Annotated in this window: 18 protein-coding genes; 14 read left to right on the top strand and 4 right to left on the bottom strand. The window is 39.0% G+C overall.

Features of this window, described 5'->3' with window-relative positions:
• Window positions 1-6: 6 nt before the first annotated feature.
• The gene (gene mnmG / locus GSM42_RS04870; RefSeq protein ID WP_160800409.1) at window positions 7-1,884 is read left to right on the top strand and encodes a tRNA uridine-5-carboxymethylaminomethyl(34) synthesis enzyme MnmG; all 1,878 of its coding nucleotides are present in this window, start codon (window positions 7-9) and stop codon (window positions 1,882-1,884) included.
• On the top strand, window positions 1,881-2,576 hold the full coding sequence (gene rsmG / locus GSM42_RS04865) for a 16S rRNA (guanine(527)-N(7))-methyltransferase RsmG (protein WP_160800408.1): 696 nt from the start codon (window positions 1,881-1,883) through the stop codon (window positions 2,574-2,576). The genes mnmG and rsmG overlap by 4 nt, the downstream gene beginning before the upstream one ends.
• A gap of 1,266 nt (window positions 2,577-3,842) precedes the next feature.
• On the opposite strand, the gene GSM42_RS04860 is transcribed toward rsmG, so the two are convergent.
• The 3 genes from GSM42_RS04860 to GSM42_RS04850 all read right to left on the bottom strand — a co-directional run bounded on the left by GSM42_RS04860 (window position 3,843) and on the right by GSM42_RS04850 (window position 8,116).
• Window positions 3,843-4,136, bottom strand: coding sequence for a hypothetical protein (locus tag GSM42_RS04860; RefSeq protein ID WP_160800407.1), 294 nt, complete (start codon window positions 4,134-4,136; stop codon window positions 3,843-3,845).
• Between the two features lie 549 nt (window positions 4,137-4,685).
• Window positions 4,686-6,722, bottom strand: a complete 2,037-nt coding sequence (locus tag GSM42_RS04855) for a hypothetical protein (RefSeq protein ID WP_160800406.1) — start codon at window positions 6,720-6,722, stop codon at window positions 4,686-4,688.
• Between the two features lie 191 nt (window positions 6,723-6,913).
• A complete protein-coding gene (locus tag GSM42_RS04850; protein ID WP_160800405.1) occupies window positions 6,914-8,116 on the bottom strand; it encodes a ParM/StbA family protein in 1,203 nt (400 codons plus the stop codon).
• 322 nt (window positions 8,117-8,438) lie between these two features.
• Here GSM42_RS04850 and noc point away from each other — a divergent pair, with 322 nt between their 5' ends.
• The 3 genes from noc (at window position 8,439) to GSM42_RS04835 (ending at window position 10,934) form a co-directional block, all read left to right on the top strand.
• Window positions 8,439-9,260 (top strand): nucleoid occlusion protein, encoded by an 822-nt coding sequence (noc, locus tag GSM42_RS04845; protein ID WP_160800404.1) that lies wholly within the window; start codon window positions 8,439-8,441, stop codon window positions 9,258-9,260.
• Between the two features lie 62 nt (window positions 9,261-9,322).
• On the top strand, window positions 9,323-10,084 hold the full coding sequence (locus GSM42_RS04840) for an AAA family ATPase (protein ID WP_160800403.1): 762 nt from the start codon (window positions 9,323-9,325) through the stop codon (window positions 10,082-10,084).
• Entirely contained in the window at window positions 10,077-10,934 is an 858-nt protein-coding gene (locus GSM42_RS04835; protein ID WP_160800402.1) for a ParB/RepB/Spo0J family partition protein, read from the top strand. Before GSM42_RS04840 ends, GSM42_RS04835 begins: the two co-directional genes overlap by 8 nt.
• 105 nt (window positions 10,935-11,039) lie before the next feature.
• Here GSM42_RS04835 and yyaC read toward each other — a convergent pair whose 3' ends face one another.
• Window positions 11,040-11,612 (bottom strand): spore protease YyaC, encoded by a 573-nt coding sequence (gene yyaC, locus GSM42_RS04830; protein WP_160800401.1) that lies wholly within the window; start codon window positions 11,610-11,612, stop codon window positions 11,040-11,042.
• Between the two features lie 164 nt (window positions 11,613-11,776).
• Between yyaC and GSM42_RS04825 the strand changes: the two genes are divergently transcribed.
• From GSM42_RS04825 to rplI, 9 genes are all read left to right on the top strand, one after another.
• The gene (locus GSM42_RS04825) at window positions 11,777-11,989 is read left to right on the top strand and encodes a DUF951 family protein (protein WP_160800400.1); all 213 of its coding nucleotides are present in this window, start codon (window positions 11,777-11,779) and stop codon (window positions 11,987-11,989) included.
• Window positions 11,990-12,032: 43 nt separating this feature from the next.
• Entirely contained in the window at window positions 12,033-13,133 is a 1,101-nt protein-coding gene (gene ychF, locus GSM42_RS04820) for a redox-regulated ATPase YchF (protein ID WP_160800399.1), read from the top strand.
• A 14-nt stretch (window positions 13,134-13,147) separates the two neighbouring features.
• Window positions 13,148-13,444, top strand: a complete 297-nt coding sequence (locus GSM42_RS04815) for a hypothetical protein (RefSeq protein WP_160800398.1) — start codon at window positions 13,148-13,150, stop codon at window positions 13,442-13,444.
• A 264-nt stretch (window positions 13,445-13,708) separates the two neighbouring features.
• A complete protein-coding gene (rpsF, locus tag GSM42_RS04810; protein WP_160800397.1) occupies window positions 13,709-13,999 on the top strand; it encodes a 30S ribosomal protein S6 in 291 nt (96 codons plus the stop codon).
• Between the two features lie 42 nt (window positions 14,000-14,041).
• Window positions 14,042-14,503: a single-stranded DNA-binding protein gene (locus GSM42_RS04805; protein WP_160800396.1), complete on the top strand. Its 462-nt coding sequence runs from the start codon at window positions 14,042-14,044 to the stop codon at window positions 14,501-14,503.
• A gap of 36 nt (window positions 14,504-14,539) precedes the next feature.
• On the top strand, window positions 14,540-14,767 hold the full coding sequence (rpsR, locus tag GSM42_RS04800; RefSeq protein ID WP_160800395.1) for a 30S ribosomal protein S18: 228 nt from the start codon (window positions 14,540-14,542) through the stop codon (window positions 14,765-14,767).
• Window positions 14,768-15,824: 1,057 nt separating this feature from the next.
• Window positions 15,825-16,136, top strand: coding sequence for a MazG-like family protein (locus tag GSM42_RS04795; protein WP_160800394.1), 312 nt, complete (start codon window positions 15,825-15,827; stop codon window positions 16,134-16,136).
• Between the two features lie 104 nt (window positions 16,137-16,240).
• On the top strand, window positions 16,241-18,193 hold the full coding sequence (locus GSM42_RS04790) for a DHH family phosphoesterase (protein ID WP_160800393.1): 1,953 nt from the start codon (window positions 16,241-16,243) through the stop codon (window positions 18,191-18,193).
• 1 nt (window position 18,194) lies between these two features.
• The gene (gene rplI / locus GSM42_RS04785; RefSeq protein WP_160800392.1) at window positions 18,195-18,650 is read left to right on the top strand and encodes a 50S ribosomal protein L9; all 456 of its coding nucleotides are present in this window, start codon (window positions 18,195-18,197) and stop codon (window positions 18,648-18,650) included.
• The last annotated feature ends 13 nt before the right edge of the window (window positions 18,651-18,663 follow it).

The following is an 18,663-nucleotide window of genomic DNA, read 5'->3' as shown; positions in this document are numbered from 1 at the left end:
AAATAAGTGAGTTACCAAGCAAGTTCATTTGATGTCATTGTGATTGGAGCAGGACATGCTGGTTGTGAGTCTGCTCTAGCAGCAGCGCGTATGGGATGCAAAACGCTTCTTTTAACCTTAAGTTTGGATACCATTGCCTACATGCCTTGTAACCCTTCTATTGGTGGTCCAGCAAAAGGTCATGTTGTTCGTGAAATAGATGCTCTTGGTGGAGAAATGGGAAAAAATATAGATAAAACCCATATCCAAATGCGCATGTTAAATACAGGTAAAGGGCCAGCTGTTTATGCTTTGCGAGCACAAGCAGATAAAGTTCTGTATCAAAGAGAAATGAAAAAGGTACTGGAAGAGGAGCCCAACCTCACTCTCCATCAAAATATGGTCGAGCAACTAATCATAGAAGATGGTGTTTGTAAAGGAGTTATTACCCGTACAGGAGCTAAATATCTTTCCAAAACAGTAGTTCTAACAACCGGAACATATCTGCGCGGCAAAATCATCATCGGGGATCTCCAATATGAGAGTGGACCAAATAATCAACAGCCATCCATTCATTTAGCACATCATCTTCAAGAACTCGGGTTTGATATGGTTCGATTTAAAACAGGTACTCCACCGAGAATTAATAGCAGAACAATTGATACAACGAAAATGGAAATTCAACCAGGGGACGAAGAGCCAAGAGCTTTCTCTTTTGAGACAAAAGAGTATATCACGGATCAACTACCATGTTGGTTAACCTACACTAATGAAAAGACCCATCAATATATCCAAGATAATTTGCATCGAGCACCCATGTATTCCGGAAAAATAGAGGGAAGAGGTCCTAGATATTGCCCATCTATCGAAGATAAAATTGTCCGTTTTGCTGATAAAAATCGTCATCAGATTTTTATCGAGCCAGAGGGACGCGAGACTCTGGAAATGTATGTTCAGGGTTTATCCACAAGCCTTCCAGAAGATGTACAGCAAGACATTCTCCGGACGATTGATGGATTGGAAAAAGCTCAGATGGTTCGTACTGGCTATGCAATCGAATATGATGCGATTGTCCCAACCCAACTATGGCCTAGTTTAGAAACAAAATTGGTTCCTGGATTGTTTACAGCAGGTCAAATAAATGGAACATCTGGATATGAAGAGGCAGCAGCACAAGGAATTATGGCTGGTATAAACGCAGCAAGAAAAGTACAAGAGCAGGAACCTGTTATTTTAGATCGCTCAGAAGCGTATATTGGCGTACTTATTGACGATTTAGTTACGAAAGGAACCAATGAGCCATATCGTTTGTTAACATCACGAGCGGAATATCGATTGTTGCTTCGTCATGATAATGCAGACTTGCGATTGACAGACAAAGGATATGCAATCGGACTAATAAAAGAGGATCGATACCAACGGTTTATCGCAAAGCGGGAAGCGATAGAAACAGAAATCGAGAGATTGCGTCGTACCAAGTTAACTCCAAATGCAGAAATACAAGCTCAGTTGGCTGAATTAGGAACACCGGATTTAAATAATGTGATGGAACTGGCCAATTTAATTAAACGTCCAGAACTTTCTTATCAGGATATTACGAAGTTATCTCCATCGCCAAATGAATTGAGCGATGAAGAGATGGAGCAAGTAGAAATTCAGTTAAAGTACGAGGGGTATATCCAAAAATCTTTGCAACAAGTAGACAAAATGAAGCGGATGGAAGGAAAACGTATCCCTCAATGGGTAGATTATACCGCTATATCTGGTCTTTCATCAGAAGCCAGAGAAAAATTACAACAAGTGCAACCAGTTTCTTTGGGACAAGCATCACGGATCTCAGGAGTGAATCCTGCAGATATTTCCATTCTTATGATTTACATTGAACAAGGCGGACGAACTGCATGAGAAGTTATCTTCAAGATGAGTATCATCTGAGCAAAGAGCAATTGGATCAATTTGAACTCTATTATCGATTGCTGATTGAAAAAAACAAAGTGATGAACTTGACAGCGATCACAGAGGAGCAAGAAGTTTTTATCAAACATTTTTATGATTCCTTGACTATTTCCCGGGTAATAGACTTAACAGATACACAGAAGCTTTTAGATGTTGGAACGGGAGCTGGCTTTCCTGGGATTCCGTTAAAAATAGCGTTTCCACATCTCAAACTTACTCTGCTGGATTCTCTTTTAAAACGAATCTATTTTTTACAAGAAGTTGGAGATTCATTGGGGTTTAAGGATGTAGACTATATCCATGGAAGAGCAGAAGATATTGCTCTGTTATCAGCTCATCGAGAAAACTATGATCTCGTCACTTCTCGGGCAGTTGCGAAATTAAATATTTTAGCGGAGTATTGTTTCCCATTTGTCCGAATCGGCGGCGATTTTGTAGCGATGAAAGGTGCAGAGGTGGAGCAGGAGGTACTGTCTGCTAAGCAGTCTTTATATATTTTAGGAAGAGCGAGTAAGGAAGTACATCCACTCACCTTACCAGAGCAAATGGGACAGAGGAATTTGGTAGTGATGAAAAAAAATCAGGCAACTCCAAAGAAATACCCACGAAAAGCAGGAATAATGAAAAAATCACCCCTTTAAAAAACCTCGAAAGAGGTTTTTAATTGTTATATCTTTGTGAGCGAGAAAACTCCGAAGTAAGGGATCGAGTAGCGACTGTAGAATCAACGTATGGAGAGACCACAGTACCGGGTTGGAAGTACACCTTGTGCGATCTTTCTACACAGCAGGTGTTTCCCATATTGACTTGGGAACGCTGAAGTGGTTGTATGCACTTATGGGAAATCCCATTAGTTAGAACCCCTTCTGGGATTCTGCACTCTACATTTCCTGTGTAGGATCTCATCATATCAGGAGTTGGATCGAAAAACTCGATCCCATCTTCTCGCATCCTGGGCTTTTGCGGAGACTATTTGGTCCAAGCAACTCCACGGGGATGTGACATCTCTTGTGAAAGAACACCTTGACTTTCTCGAACAAGTCTTGTTCTTCAGGAACAAAGAGTTGATTGAAAAAGGAAAGCATTGGGATCAACAGCATAGAAATAAGATTGAGGCATGCCTAATAGAAGAAGATAGGCATGTACGCGTTTTTATTATCTCTCAAGTTTTCTGCAATGCGGTTACGATAAGCCTAATGGGACTATTGTTCCAGTTATCGTGACGTTCAATACTTCACGTCGTACAATTGTGGTTTCTTGTGAGGGAAATCAGGTCAACTGCGAGGCAGTGTGAAAAAAGTCTGGGGACCTGACTGCTGGTGGAAAGCCTGGTATCGCTGGTTCGCCAAGAGGACAGAGCATGAAGCGAGAGGACCTGAGTGAAGTAGTTACTGTTGTACGCGAAGCCCTCCGTTAAACGAGTTCTTCATTTAGCTGCCATTCCTTTCCGATCTCCAATAGATCGAGAGGAATGGCGGCGTCGTTGTTTGGTATTTCCTTTATGGGATCACTCTGTTCTGTTATCTTCCTTTAAAATATTCTGTGGTGGACACCGTGGGTTGGGCGTTCTACCAACTTTTTGAGATGGACGGGGACTAAGCGAAAAGAAATCCATTAGTCATGATTGCGATAGAATTTGCCAATCAGCTCAGTGTTGTCTGGGGGAGTAATGGTGATAATCGATGGTATTTGACCAACAGCATTAGACTAAAAGGGCTACGCCAACTTAGCGTAGCCCTTTACTTATTTGCTATATGTTCTTATTATTTTTTATCATTAAAATTAGTCTATTTTTGCGAAACCGCTCGGCGTTGTAACAGATGGGACTCGAAAATATTTCTTTTACTGTGTTTCTAATCAGCGGTGCAATGCCACTGATTAGATCAGCAAGCATTACACCTGTTGCCCTACTTGTTGGCCCTCAAGTACTCAGCGATGTCATTCCAAGGATCATCCATTTTACTGTAGCGCTTTCCTGCGTAAACCTCATCCAAAAACTTCTGTGCGGTCTTGTTTTTCGAGGACAGCTGCTTACCAGGAGCGGCCTCATTCACTAGCCTCTCCAGCTCGTCATAATACCGAAGATCCTCCTGATGCCTAGGATAATCCCTGCGAGTCGGATAAGTATTATTGAAATCATTATTCATCTGAATTCGAGCCTTATTGAGTTCACTCAGAATCTGAGACTTTGAAAGAGCCACAACAACCTCCAAGATGAGATGGTGTAGGATACAAGTAGATCATACTTTAATACAAATATATTAGCAATGATTTGGGTTGCATGAATAACAAACAAAAAGCAAAAACCAGAAGGATTTCGGTTTTTCTTTTTTAGAACTCTCCAAGATCATAACGCGAAAAAATGTTCAAACATAAATTTTAAACTAGGCTTGCTGTTTTTTGGATTATCTCTATTTTCCGTGTTACTCTATTCATCTACATAGATTACCCACCTCTGGTTCTTTCCAGTCAATACACGATTAATTTCTGTAGAAGGTGGGTTGTTGACATAAAAGATACTACCCCCAGTTCATTTGAGCGTAAATGATAAAAAAGAAATAGCATGATACCGCACTAGTTAAGTTAAGTAGATGGGAAGACTGCTGAGTAATACAAACGTCTCTTTAGGAAAAGCAAAAGTGGAAAAAGTAATATATAGGCTGAACAAAATGAAAGCTAGCGCCTTTAGACGCTAGCCAGTAATAGATCTTATAGGCCTGAGCAAGGCACCATTTGACAGGTGCTCATGACTAACCTAAGTTATTGATTAGATTGTGAAGACCTCTTAGGGCGATCTTTCGTTTTTCAATCTTATCCATCTCTTGTCGTTTACGATCATTACTATTTGAAAATGATGGGAAGAAATCCTCAAAACTATTGTAACCATAAGGTTCTTCAAATTCGATGTTATCGATCTTTAAGTTATTGTCTGAATTAGTTTCTACGTTCTCATTGTCTTCTTCGGTTTGATCTAGAAAATCTTCCATCTCCATAGATTCTGGATTTATCGTTTTAGCAGGTTTTTCTTCTATTTCATGATGTATGATGGAGTCTTGAATCAAGTTAGAAAAAGATTTTTCTTGTTTCGGTGTTGTAGATGGTTGAACAATCGGATTCGGTATTGTTGATTCTAAGGTTGAAAAGAGTCGACTTTTTTTATTTCTTCGCCGCGATGAAAATGGTTCAAGTGGGAAAATATCAGGTTTTTTCGTTGTTTGTTCTTCTTCATTATTTTTAACTGTTTTTTCTCGATTTACAGAGTCGAGGGTTTGCTCCGGTTTTGTTTCTTGATGCAGTTGATGGAATGAAAACTTTTTCCGTAGTCGAATGTCTCGATCCAATACCAGTGTAGGAGGATTCGTATGCTCCTCTTCTGATTCGATTTGTTCATCTTTCGTAGTAGAATCTTTTTCTATGTTGTTTTCGTCGTCTACATCTGAATTGCTCGTTTCATTCATAACACTGTTGTCATCCTCTAAAGAAACATCTTCTTCTAAATGGGATTGTAAAATGAGATCGTCAAAGTCGGGTAACATTTTCTTTTTTTGATTAGTGTTAGGATGGTTTTCTTGGTCCATGAGATCTGGATCATCCCACTCATCCTGGTCTTCAACAAACTCTAATTGTGTGTCTGATGATTTTAGGTATTCATCTTGCTGTTCATTATCTTCAACCTCATCTGATTCGGAATTCAGTTGGGGAGAGATAGTAGTGTCGTCTGGTGACAGTTGTGGACCATGAAAAATAAAGTTTTTGTCCATAAACGACAATTTTTCCATGGAATCATTTTGCTTTATCTCATCTTGTTCGGAGGTTTCTATATTTGATTCATTTTCTAATGGAACTGTTGTGTCTTGCTCTGCTGTGAAAGGCAAGGCTTCTGTATCTTCTTCTCCCTCTATACGAATTGGATTAAACAAATGATAGGAAGAGAGCATAGAACCAGCACCAGGCTTGTTACTGCGCTGTAGTCCACGATACTTGCTTCCGCGTATTCCTAGCATACGATTGTCAATTAAAGAGCTCTCTTTTGTGAGCGGCGTAATAATAGGGAAAGAGAATTCTTCTGATTCTTCAGCAGAGACTTCCTTCGATGTTTTTTCTTCTTTGTCTTCATCAGGTTGTTGTTCTTGTTCCTCTTCCTGTTCCACGGTCGCTTCATTTGCTATTTTTTCTTCTGTATCTTCTATGGATTCATCTGAAGATTGTTCTTGTGCCCTATCATCTACAGGTTCTGTTTTCATATCTATAGCAATTTTTTCTGCCGATTGTTCTTCATCCATTTTTTTAGTTCCATGTTCTACTCCAGTAGCTTGGACGACGACATCTGCTTCCTTGTCCTCATTGGAGCGTGGTAGATCATTGGACACTTCTTCAAATGAAAATGCAACCTTTTGTGGTTCTACTTCTTCATGTAATACAACATCCGAAACGTTATCGTTTGGAGAAGGGATCTGTAACTCAATCTCTTCTGTTTCTTTGGCAGTCTGATCTATGACTTGATCAGATGTGGTAGTTTCTATTTGTACAATAGGTTGTAATAGATATGTAGTTGAATGTTGAATAGGAGTTTCCATGTGATGTTTTTGTATCTGTAAATGTGATATCGCCTTATCCGATTCCGCTGTATGGACTTGTTTTTGCGCTATTAGGCTTATCATAGTTTGAGGATCTATTGATATATATAGGACATTTTTCCCCTGTTCTTGAAGTGCTTCAACGGTTGCTTTTGATTTCTCATCAAAACCTAAAACAACTGTATCAAACTCCTGCACTTTTTCATTCATCTCGTATCCCTCCTTTTTATTTCTTAATAAAATATTGATCGCCCATTTCTTCCATCCTATTATCTCTTTTTTTTCAACAGAAGGCTAGTTCCTTTTTCGATATGTTAACACGTAAAATAGGGAAGAATATAGCAGAATCCCCCAATATTTTGGGGGATTCTCTCAATAAGCTAGACCTTACACAGGAATACTTACTTATTTTTGATTTTTTGTTGTGGCGTTTGTTGTTTTTTGTTCATGGCTTCGCTTAATGCATCTGGAACAGTAAATTCTTGTTGAATGGTCGCAGCTGCTTCTAATAGGTCTTTAACTGGTACAGCTTTTGATTTCGATTGGGAGAATTTACAAAGTCCAAAACCATTTGCAAATTGAGCTTCAATTCCGTAATCTTCTGCGAAAATCAATTTATCTCCAAAACGCTCACGGTAGAATGGTTTAAATGGAATGGATGCACCACCTGTTAAGATGATATAGGTAATATCATCACCAAAATCAAGTCGTTGCCATACTTCTTCCACGAGATTAGACCCAACTTCGCGAACACATTCTTGTACGATCGCGCTTACATCATGTGTTTTTCCTTTAAAACTGATTTCTCCTGAGTTTACGATGCGAGGAAGACTCCAAATCGGATATTCTTTCCCATTGTTTTCCGCATCAGCAGTACGAGTGAACTCAAGTAAGCGTTTCGATAGTAAATTGTAGACATTTAGCATTGCATGTCGAGATGTAAAGCTTTGACGTTTAATAATTGTTTCACCATGTAGGGTCTCAATGTCCGAAGTACCAAAACCAAGGTCGTTAATACTTACCTTTTGGATAAAGAGATCTTCATTTAATAGTTTTCCATCACGGTCAAGAGCAATGTGGAATAAAGTTGCCATTGGCTGACTGATAACAAATAGATTTTCTTTTTTGATTTCAAATTCGATTTTGCGATAAGGCAAATTACCTTGTTTTACTTCGAAAGTGTGTTTTCCAATGAGGCGTCTTTTTAATTCGTCTTTGTAGTCGATGTAACTATCAGTTGGAAGTGCTACGGATACAACAGGTTCATTGTTTCCTTGCAGCATCAAACCAGTACTTACACGAAACATAATGAGGTATTCTTGCTCGCGGAACCATGTTGGGCTAAAAAGGCGTCGTTTGTGAGAATCGAATAATTCATCATCTCCGGATTGTTCTACGGCAAGCTTTCCACAGAACCATTCACGATCTCCATCCGCTTCGCGATACATGATGTTATGGGGGTCATTATTGTAAGTGATTTCGCCAACGCGGTTAGGGACAACCATATTGCGGATAAACATTTTATAGAATTTACCATTAGCACGGCTAACTACCTTTGTACCATAGTAACCTTGGTCATTACCTATGTAGACAGGTGTACTCATTTCGATTTCCTCCTAGGATCAATCGCGTAGTTTTCTATTTTCCCTCTCAACGATTCTACCAATTACAAGTAATAGGATCAAGGATTTTCTATTCAGAAACACCCAATTTAAAAAGGACAACTAAATCTAATGTAAATAGTAATATCTAAATGACAAAGGAATAACTACATATGAAAATGTTCCACGTGGAACGCCCAAAATTTAACTTATTTAGCAGGTGGTAACGATTTCATAGCGAAATGATAAAGAATAAAAGCAGGTTTATGCAATTATACAACACTTGCTTTGGCAATTAGAATATGGTGAACGGCGGTGGAGTGGTATGAAAGAACCGTTTAGTCGGTTATTTGGCTTAGCAGAGAAACAGCAAGTGGAGCAGGTAAAACAAGTCCCTGTAAGCCTCATCAAACCTAGTCCCTATCAACCACGTGTAGTTTTCTTAGATGATCGGCTAGAAGAGTTGTGCCAAACAATCCGACTCCACGGAGTTATTCAACCTGTTGTGGTTCGTCAAAAGGGCAAACACTATGAATTAATTGCGGGAGAAAGAAGACTTCGTGCCGTAAAGAAGTTGAACTTTCCTACAATCCCAGCAATTATACGCGAATTAAGTGATTCACAGGCAGCATCTGCTGCATTGATTGAAAATTTACAAAGAGAAGAATTAACATCTATTGAAGAAGCAAAAGCGTTAGAGCAGCTTTTAGAAGTTCATCATTTAACACAAGATGGGTTAGCTCAAAGACTGGGGAAGAGTCAATCTACTATTGCTAATAAATTAAGGCTGTTACAACTTCCATCTTTTGTTCAAGATGCTTTGCTCGATCGATCGATAACAGAAAGACATGCTCGTGCACTTCTTTCCTTAAAAGATGAAGAGAAACAGTACAAATGCTTAACCGAAATTATAGAAAAAGAGTGGAATGTAAAGCAGACAGAAGAAAGAATTCGCAAATTGTTGGAGACAAAGCAAACTCCTAAAAAAACTGCAAGGCCTTCGCGTGATTTTCGACTTGCAGTCAATACCATTCGGCAATCTTTGGATATGATTAAACAGACTGGGATGGAAGTGATCGCTTCTGAGGAAGAATCAGAACAGTTTTATGAATTGATGATTCGTATTCCAAAAGCAACAAGGGATTGATAGATAAATTGATTTTCCTATAGAATAATAGAGAAAAATGTTAAAAGTGAGTAGGTGGCATCGTGGGCAGAGTAATTGCAATTGCAAATCAAAAAGGGGGCGTCGGCAAAACGACGACATCGATCAACCTATCAGCTAGTGTTGCAGCAATGAAAAAGAAAGTATTGTTGGTAGACATAGATCCCCAAGGAAATACGACTAGTGGCTTAGGAATTAACAAAGCCGATGTTAACGAATGTGTCTATGATGTATTGATGAATGAACAAAACCCTGCTGAAGTAATCATTCCTACTAGTGTGGATGGTTTGTGGTTATTACCTGCTACCATTCAATTAGCGGGAGCTGAAATTGAACTTAGCCAAGCTATTTCAAGAGAGTTACGTTTAAAATGGGCTATCCAACAAGTGAAAGATCAGTTTGATTATATTTTTATTGATTGTCCTCCTTCCTTAGGTATTATTACCCTTAATGCATTAACTGCAGTAGAATCGGTACTTATCCCTATACAATGTGAGTTTTATGCACTTGAAGGGCTCGGGCAATTATTAAATACCATCCGCATTGTGCAAAAACATCTAAATAAACGATTAGAAGTAGAAGGTGTCTTGCTTACCATGTTTGATGGTAGAACGAATTTATCCATGCAAGTTATGGAGGAAGTAAAAAAATATTTTCAGAGCAAAGTATATGATACTGTAATTCCAAGGAATGTGCGTTTGAGTGAAGCACCAAGCCATGGGGTTCCCATTCTTGCATATGATGCGAAATCACGCGGAGCAGAATGTTATGTGAGTTTGGCGAAGGAGGTAGTGGCGAATGGCTAAAGGTCTGGGTAGAGGTTTGGATGCACTGTTTACAAAGGTGGATGTTGAAAAAGAAGACGTGATCAGTGAAGCAAATGTGGAAGAACTTCGTCCTAATCCATATCAGCCACGGAAACATTTCGATGACCAAGGGATTCAAGAGTTATCGGATTCGATAAAACAACATGGTGTCGTTCAACCATTAATCGTTCGCAAAAGCATTCGAGGATATGAGGTTATCGCTGGAGAAAGACGCTTGCGAGCAGCAAAATTAGCACTCCTAGAAAAAGTACCCATCGTAATTCGTGAGTTTACCGATGAACAGATGATGGAAATAGCCCTTGTCGAGAACCTGCAACGAGAAGATTTAAATCCAATGGAAATTGCTACTGCTTATCACAAATTGATGGATCGTTTAACCCTTACACAAGAAGAATTATCGGAGCGTGTAGGGAAAAGTCGTCCGCATGTAACGAATTTTCTACGTTTGTTGCAATTGCCAATGGAGATACAATCCGATGTTTCACGTGGAACATTATCGATGGGACATGCACGTGCTATTTTAGGAGTCAAAGATGAGCAAGTACAAATCCAGTTAGCAACTAAAGCAATTAAAGAGAGAGCTAGTGTACGTCAATTAGAAGAATGGATTCAACGTTTGCATCAACAACAGCCTCAAAAATCAAAAGAAGTACCAAAACGTTTGGAACCGACCATTAAACGGTATGAAGATATGTTGCAACAAGTGTTCAGCACTCCTGTGAAAATTAAACAAGGTCGTAAAAAAGGAAGAATAGAAATCGAGTATTATTCTGACAGGGAATTAGAGCGGCTTATTGAACTGATACACCAAGATCATTTGATCCAATAACTTTTTTCGTAAGGCGGGGAAATGCTCTCCCTGTTTTTGAAGTTAATCTATATGTAAAAGGGCTTGCCGAATGGCAAGTTTTCTTTACTGTTTACCATGAAAAATTTATATCTCTTGAGGCCATTTACCTTGAACAGTCTGTAATTGTGTGGCGTTCACTATGGAGTCTGCAATCATTTGCGCCATCCGCATAACCGTGCTTAAACGAGTATTTTGTAGTACCATATATTCCATGAACCCAGCAACATTTACAATTCCAGTGACATGTATTTGTCCTACTTCTGGAAGTTGTTTGTTAACGCCAGCTCCAGGCCTAATAGGACCAATACCCACCTGAATGGAACCAACACTATTTAATTTGCCAAGACATGCATCAATAGCAATAATTAATGATTGTGGATGAAATCGTTGAAGATAGGATATTTTTTCTGGTAAATTTAAAGCATGGACAGGTTCTTCTAATGTTCCGAGTACGGCGAAATGTTCTGATTCATGTTGAGAGAGGAATGTACCTACAAGTGGTCCCAATGAGTCACCTGTAGATCGATCAGTGCCGATACAGACACAGACTATTTTTTGGTAGGAAAACTCTTGCAATACAGAGATAATTGAATTGGTTACATCTAGTTTCGCTTCCGGGTTGGTATGGGAAATACTATAAGAATTCGTTTGGTTCATGATACTCCCTCCATTGCTCTCAAACTCCTTAACAGTATACGGAAGCAGATGCCAATTTATACGTGTCCTATCATTTCTATTACTAGATTAAAAGAGTTGAAAAACACTTCTTTTGGTTTGTTCCTATCCTGAAAAGAGAAAACACTATTAGTGGGTGGTAAATAGTGCAAAGAAAAGAGTTTGGCTTAGGCGATGTAGTCCAAATGAAAAAAGGACATCCTTGTGGAACCAATGCATGGAAGGTAATACGGATGGGAATGGATATCCGAATGAAGTGTACAGGATGCGATCATAGTGTATTACTCCCTAGAACTCGTTTTGAACAGCGCCTCAAGAAAGTATTGATCTCAGCAAAAAAAGTCGAGAGTCAAGAGTGATAGAAGAAGACAGAGTTAGTTAATAAGTAAAGGGGTAAAAGTAGTGGCATTAACAACAGGAATCGTAGGATTACCTAACGTAGGAAAATCAACTTTATTTAATGCAATAACAAAAGCAGGAGCAGAATCCGCAAATTATCCATTTTGTACGATCGAACCAAATGTAGGTGTTGTAGATGTTCCTGATGAGCGCTTAACCAAATTAGCAAATTTAATTAATCCTCAGAAAGTAATCCCAACAGCGTGTCAATTTGTAGATATCGCAGGATTAGTAAAAGGTGCTAGCCAAGGGGAAGGTTTGGGGAATAAATTTTTATCTCATATCCGTGAAGTAGATGCGATTTTGCATGTGGTCCGGTGTTTTGAGGATGATAATATTACACATGTATCTGGGAAAGTAGACCCAGCAAGCGATATGGCAACCATTCAATTAGAGCTGATCTTATCGGATATGGAGACAGTTGAAAAGCGTTTGGATCGGGTATCTCGTCAAGCGAAGACAGGAGAGAAAGCAGCAGTTCAAGAACATGCTTTGCTTTCCAAAGTTTTGACAACACTACAAGATGAAAAGCCAGCTCGAATGACAGAAGTATCCGATGATGAGTTCCTTCAACTAAAAACATATAATTTGTTAACGATGAAAGATGTCTTGTATGTAGCGAATGTAAGTGAAGATGAAGTTGCATCTGCTGATGAAAATCCTTATGTACAGCAAGTGAAGGAAATCGCCAAAACGGAAGGTGCTGGTGTTGTTACTATTAGTGCACAAGTAGAGGCGGAAATTGCAGAGTTAGATGGAGAAGAGCGCGAGATGTTTCTCGAAGAGTTGGGTCTACAGTCATCTGGTTTAGACAGGCTCATAAACGAAGCATACCGTCTACTGGGTCTGATCACTTTCTTTACAGCTGGAGAGAAAGAAGTTCGCGCATGGACGATCCGCAGAGGAACGAAAGCACCACAAGCTGGAGCTGTTATTCATACGGACTTTGAAAGAGGATTTATTCGAGCAGAGATCGTGGGATATGACGCAATGATTTCTTCAGGTGGTTTTGTTGGAGCGAAAGAAAAAGGTTTGATGCGTTTAGAGGGGAAGGAGTATGTGGTTCAAGATGGAGATATTATTACCTTCCGATTTAATGTGTAATGAGGTAAACCAACATGGGTGATATGACAGGGGCATTGAGTGGACTATTGGCAGGCTTCTTCTTGGCTGTCATCATAATTGTTGTGATATTTGCTGTACTACTGTTTATCATTTATCGACAACTGGTTCAAATCAAAGGCCTTCTACAAGGTAGTAACTTTTATTTGATGACATTGGCCCAAACTTTAGGAGATAGAAAAGCAGCAGCTCGAGCTGCGATGCATCATTTAAATTTAAAAGAAATCGAAGCGATACAGTTTCTAAATCTACTGCAAATGAGTTTTCCAGAAGATGAGGAAGAGCATCACTAAGTTTAATTTCGATAAAGTTTCCCAAAAGTCAAAAGCTACTTGTATAAACATGTGCCATCACCGGGATGGAAAATAAGAGATTAACTAACATATCGTTTTTTTGTATCAATTGGTTCCAGAGGGACAACGGACATGTTGTTCCTTTCTTTTTGCTCGATCCTTGCTTTTACTAGATTGTTTTGCTAGAATAGGTTATTGTGTGAGTATAGCTCACTCCTTGCTCTGTGTATTCACAGGGCCGTTAGTCCAAAGGGAGGTGTAAATATGTCAAAGTATGAGCTGATGTTTATTGTTAGTCCAGATGTGGATGAAGCTGCTCTTACCTCTACTCGTGAAAGAGTACAATCCATTGTTACCGATATGGGTGGACAGGTAGAAGAAGTGAAAGACATGGGAAAACGTCGTTTAGCTTATTTGATTGATAACCATCGTGAAGGTTTCTATACTGTAACGACTTTCCAATCAAATGCTGATGCAGTACAAGAGGTTGAACGTGTACTCAATATCAATGACAAAGTAATGAGATATCTGACCATTAACTTGGATCAAAAATAGAGAAAAAAGTGACGATCATCGTGCAAAAGGGAGAGGTTGCCAGTGCTTAATAGGGTCGTTTTAGTTGGTCGACTGACACGTGATCCTGAACTTCGGTATACTGCTAATGGTGCAGCTGTAGCAAAATTTACACTTGCAGTAGACCGCAATTATACCAACCAACAAGGTGAACGTGAGACCGATTTTATTTTCATTTCCGTTTGGCGAGGTCTTGCCGAAAATTGTGCAAAGTATACACGTAAGGGTTCTTTGGTTGCACTAGAGGGCCGTATACAAGTTAGTAGCTATGATAACCAAGAAGGACGTAAAGTCTGGACGACAGAAGTAGTTGCAGATAGCGTTAAGTTCTTGGATTCACGTAACAGTCAAAACAGTGATAATAATTTTGGTGAAAACAACATGGGCTACAACAACCAGAACCAACAGAAAAAACAGTCAAGCCAAGACCCCTTTCAAAGTGTAGGTAAACCAATCGATTTGTCTGATGATGATCTTCCTTTTTAATAAAAAACGGAAATAAAATAAAAGGAGGGACCAAAGATGGCTCGTCGTCGTGGGCATAAACGTCGTAAAGTTTGTTTCTTTACGGTGAATAAAATTTCTTACATCGACTACAAAGATGTAGACTTGCTTCGTAAGTTTGTAAGCGAACGAGGAAAGATTTTACCTCGTCGTGTAACTGGTACTAGCTCCAAATATCAACGTCAATTGACACATGCAATCAAACGTGCACGTCAAATGGCATTGCTTCCATATACAAACGACTAGAAAACAGAAAACTGCCGGCCAATTGGTCAGCAGTTTTTTCTATCCATAATGATTTACGTTAATACTCAATAGGAAAATAACATGACCACGATCTCATGAAGTTTTGTTTTATGAGATCGTTAGTATTCTTACTTAATAGGTACAGATAGATGATATACCAATTACTTTGGAGCCGAGAGGCAAACCGCATTACTATTAGGTTCATTTGGCAGGAAGTCTCTTGGTAACTAAGGATCTAGAATCAGTTATTATCAACATAATACGTGCCTCTGATTGATGATCTCAACTAACCGATTGCTTGTCCGCATTTTGGGACTCAACAATTCAATTCTTATGGTGTCAAATATCTTTCTATTTCGATTACAGCTTTTTTGAACGGATATAAGGGATAAATGTAAAAAGCTACTTATTTTTAGACGGTCAGAAAGCTTTGTGGACACGGTAAAATGGTCACTATGCTCGGTTGCCTGTCCAACTATGATTCAACTCGCAGTGTCCACCAATTTTGTCTATAACATATCCGTTGATCTGTGATTGCTGCCATAGCAGGCATTTATATTTCAATATCCTCATCGCTAGAGATCAGAATAAATTCAATAAGAATATCCAACTCCTCATATTTTTGGGCAATCCCGCTGTCTTCTTAAGGAGTTTGTTAAATGTCTTCATTGTTCTCCTGATTTAGTTGTGGAAAAGATGCTTATGATCAGGGTTATTTATCCCAATACATATTGTTTACTTCCCAAAACAAGTGATGCTATAAATTTAAATATACTTACACAGCAGAAACTATTTGTATATAACAAGCAGTTAAAAATCAATTATTGTATGGTGGATTTCTTATATGGATCACTAAGGGCAGTAGCCATTTCCTAGAGATCCTTTTCGGTCTCTCTAGCTCAATCAGTTATTCGAACATGCTTGGTCATGTCTCCTCCTGATTTCAATCCTTTGATCAAAATAACAAAATAATGTGAGATAAAGTAGAGGAATCATTTGTTCAGGAAGGAATTTCCAACTCTTTTGTGGAAACTTCTCCTAGATAGGAGGGATCGAAGTGTCTCGACCAGAACGGGGTATGCAGTTTGCAAAAAATATTCGTGTGATTGATTGGTTGAAAACAGAAATATTGGATCAGATATCCAACCTATTTAAAGGATTACATCATGCAAATCAAAATATGATTATAGATAGTTTGTCTAGTTTACTTGTTACTATATATGTTTTAGCAAGGCGGATGGGTCTTCCATTTCGTGAGTTGGATCAAGCAGTGACGACAAAGCTCAGAGAACATGAGGCAGAAGGACATCAATTGGAGAAGTGGTATGGGGATTTATCTGCATTAGATGATTATTTGACCAAGCGCTAACACATAAAGTTTTTCGGCAATAGTTGATCGGACGTATATCTGGGGTAGAATATACATATATAGTTCGATGGATAACTCATTTATCCGCTGGTGAGGGAAATGTGATGCCGAAATTTGTATTAGCTAGATGGCGCGGATTCGTTTTGGTTTGTGCCCTATTGTGGATAGTTTGGACTGGATATTTATGGTGGTCAGACAAATGGCTTCCAATGGTTTTTGTTGCGATTAGTTTTGTTGTGCTTTTAGTAGGAATTGGATTTTTGGAATCAATATTTCAAAAGCAATTTCGTTCCTACACCAATGATTTAGTCGATCAATTGAACACAGCCAGTAGACTCACTTTGACAAAGTTACCGATTGGTGTGTTTTTATATGATCACGATCATAAAATAGTTTGGCATAATTCATTTATTCAAGATATGTTTGGTGATAGAAAATTAGTGGATCAAGCCGTTACAGATATTTTCCCGACACCTGAGTCACATGATGGAGGCTCATTCTCATTAATTATGGGGGAAAGATCTTATCAATTTACACATTACCCTGAATATCATTTATACATGATACAAGATGTAACGCCTCTTGCTACACTACATAAGAGAATAGAACTTGAAAGAACAGTTCTAGGCTTCCTGCAGTTAGATAATTATGATGAGGCTGGACAAGGCTTGTCAGATCAGGAAGAAGCTGAATTACAAGCTAATATTTTAAATACGATAACAACATGGGCGAAGAAATATGATATGGCTTTGAAGCGTGTAGATACAGATAAGATGTTTGTGGTTACAAATCAGCAAACGTTGGAGCAATTGATCCAAAATCGTTTTGATATTTTGGATACGGTTCGTGAGCAGACGAGGCAACATAAAATACCAATTACGCTTAGTATTGGTATTACCAATGTCGGTTCCAATATGATAGAGCGTTCAAACCACGCACAAGCTGCATTACAAGTAGCACTCGCGAGGGGTGGAGACCAGGCTGCAGTACAAGGAAAAGAGAGAGTAAAGTTTTTTGGCGGTAAGACAAATGCCATGGAAAAAAGAACGAGAGTACGTGCTCGCGTTATATCTGGTTCTCTTGGTAAAATGATTGATGACAGTAAACAAGTATTGGTGATGGGGCATCGAGATCCCGACATGGACGCTTTAGGTGCTGCAATTGGAATGATGCATTTTGCATCCTTGCATGAACGTCCCTCCTTCATGGTGGTTGATCGACCAGATATGACAACACAACGATTGATGAAAGAGTTGAAAGAGCATGCTCTTGGCGATAAATTGGTTTCTTCTTCCAAAGCTATAGAAATAATTGAAGAGCCTGGGACATTACTTATTATTGTTGATACCAACAAGCCTTCGTTTGTTGTTGAACCTGAAGTCATCAATCGAGCAGAGAAGATGGTAGTAATTGATCATCACCGTCGGGGAGAAGATTATGTAGAGGATGCTGTCATTACATATATTGAGCCATATGCATCATCTACTTGTGAACTCGTAACAGAGCTCTTGCAGTACCAAGATGACCTTACCTTGGACCCGCTAGAATCTACTGCTTTGTTAGCAGGTATAGTAGTAGATACGAAAAACTTCACAGCTCGAGCAGGTTCAAGGACATTTGAAGCCGCTTCCTTTTTGAGGAGACATGGCGCTGACTTATTTTTAGTACAATCACTATTACGGGAAGATTTACCAGCTTTGATGCATCGATCAGAGTTGCTGCAAAAAGCAAGAACGATTTATGATCGATATGCAATAGTAGTTGGAGATAATGATCATCACTACGATCAAATAACCATTGCACAAACTGCAGATGCACTTGTAAATATACATGGAATAGAAGCATCTTTCGTTATCGCACAAAGAGAAGATAAAATGGTTTCGATCAGTGCAAGATCAGCAGGAAAATTAAATGTTCAAGTCATTATGGAAGAAATGGGTGGCGGAGGTCATCTTACGAATGCAGCATGTCAATTAAAGGGTGTTACCGTAGAACAAGCAGAGAAAACACTGCTATCTCTTCTTGAAGAGATGCTAGACAACGAGGGGGAGACTTAAGATGAAAGTGATCTTATTACAAGATGTAAAAGGTACTGGGAAAAAGGGAGATATTAAAGAAGTAGCAGAGGGATATGGACGTAATTACCTTCTTCCAAGAAAAATGGCTGTAGAAGCTTCTGGTGGAAATATGAATTCTTTAAAAGAGCAGCAACGGTTAGACGCAGAACGAAAAAAACAAGAATTAGCAGAAGCGACTGCACTCGGTGAAAAAATTGAAGCGAAAGTATTGCAAATCGAAGCAAAAGCAGGGAAAGATGGCAGATTGTTTGGGGCAATAACATCTAAGCAGATCAGTCAAGCGTTTCGAAACACTTTTCAAATAGAGATCGACAAGAAAAAAATAACCTTAAAAGAGCCAATCAAACAAGCAGGTTTTGTGAAAATCCCTGTTAAATTACATCCAAAAGTAACTACTACCCTAACAGTCCAAGTAATCGTAGTGGAAGGAAAATAATGAGGGGTATCTT

The sequence above is a fragment of the Shimazuella alba genome (assembly GCF_009831235.1).
GTDB classification, from domain to species: domain Bacteria; phylum Bacillota; class Bacilli; order Thermoactinomycetales; family Thermoactinomycetaceae; genus Shimazuella; species Shimazuella alba.
This window is presented reverse-complemented; position numbering and strand designations above follow the sequence as displayed.

Bases quoted from the DNA above. Each gene is read 5' to 3' on its own strand.
- rsmG (WP_160800408.1), top strand. From the start codon at position 1,881: ATGAGAAGTTATCTTCAAGATGAGTATCATCTGAGCAAAGAGCAATTG.
- GSM42_RS04855 (WP_160800406.1), bottom strand. From the start codon at position 6,722: ATGAATGAAAAAGTGCAGGAGTTTGATACAGTTGTTTTAGGTTTTGAT.
- GSM42_RS04850 (WP_160800405.1), bottom strand. From the start codon at position 8,116: ATGAGTACACCTGTCTACATAGGTAATGACCAAGGTTACTATGGTACA.
- noc (WP_160800404.1), top strand. From the start codon at position 8,439: ATGAAAGAACCGTTTAGTCGGTTATTTGGCTTAGCAGAGAAACAGCAA.
- GSM42_RS04835 (WP_160800402.1), top strand. From the start codon at position 10,077: ATGGCTAAAGGTCTGGGTAGAGGTTTGGATGCACTGTTTACAAAGGTG.
- yyaC (WP_160800401.1), bottom strand. From the start codon at position 11,612: ATGAACCAAACGAATTCTTATAGTATTTCCCATACCAACCCGGAAGCG.
- GSM42_RS04815 (WP_160800398.1), top strand. From the start codon at position 13,148: ATGGGTGATATGACAGGGGCATTGAGTGGACTATTGGCAGGCTTCTTC.
- rpsF (WP_160800397.1), top strand. From the start codon at position 13,709: ATGTCAAAGTATGAGCTGATGTTTATTGTTAGTCCAGATGTGGATGAA.
- rpsR (WP_160800395.1), top strand. From the start codon at position 14,540: ATGGCTCGTCGTCGTGGGCATAAACGTCGTAAAGTTTGTTTCTTTACG.
- GSM42_RS04790 (WP_160800393.1), top strand. From the start codon at position 16,241: ATGCCGAAATTTGTATTAGCTAGATGGCGCGGATTCGTTTTGGTTTGT.
- rplI (WP_160800392.1), top strand. From the start codon at position 18,195: ATGAAAGTGATCTTATTACAAGATGTAAAAGGTACTGGGAAAAAGGGA.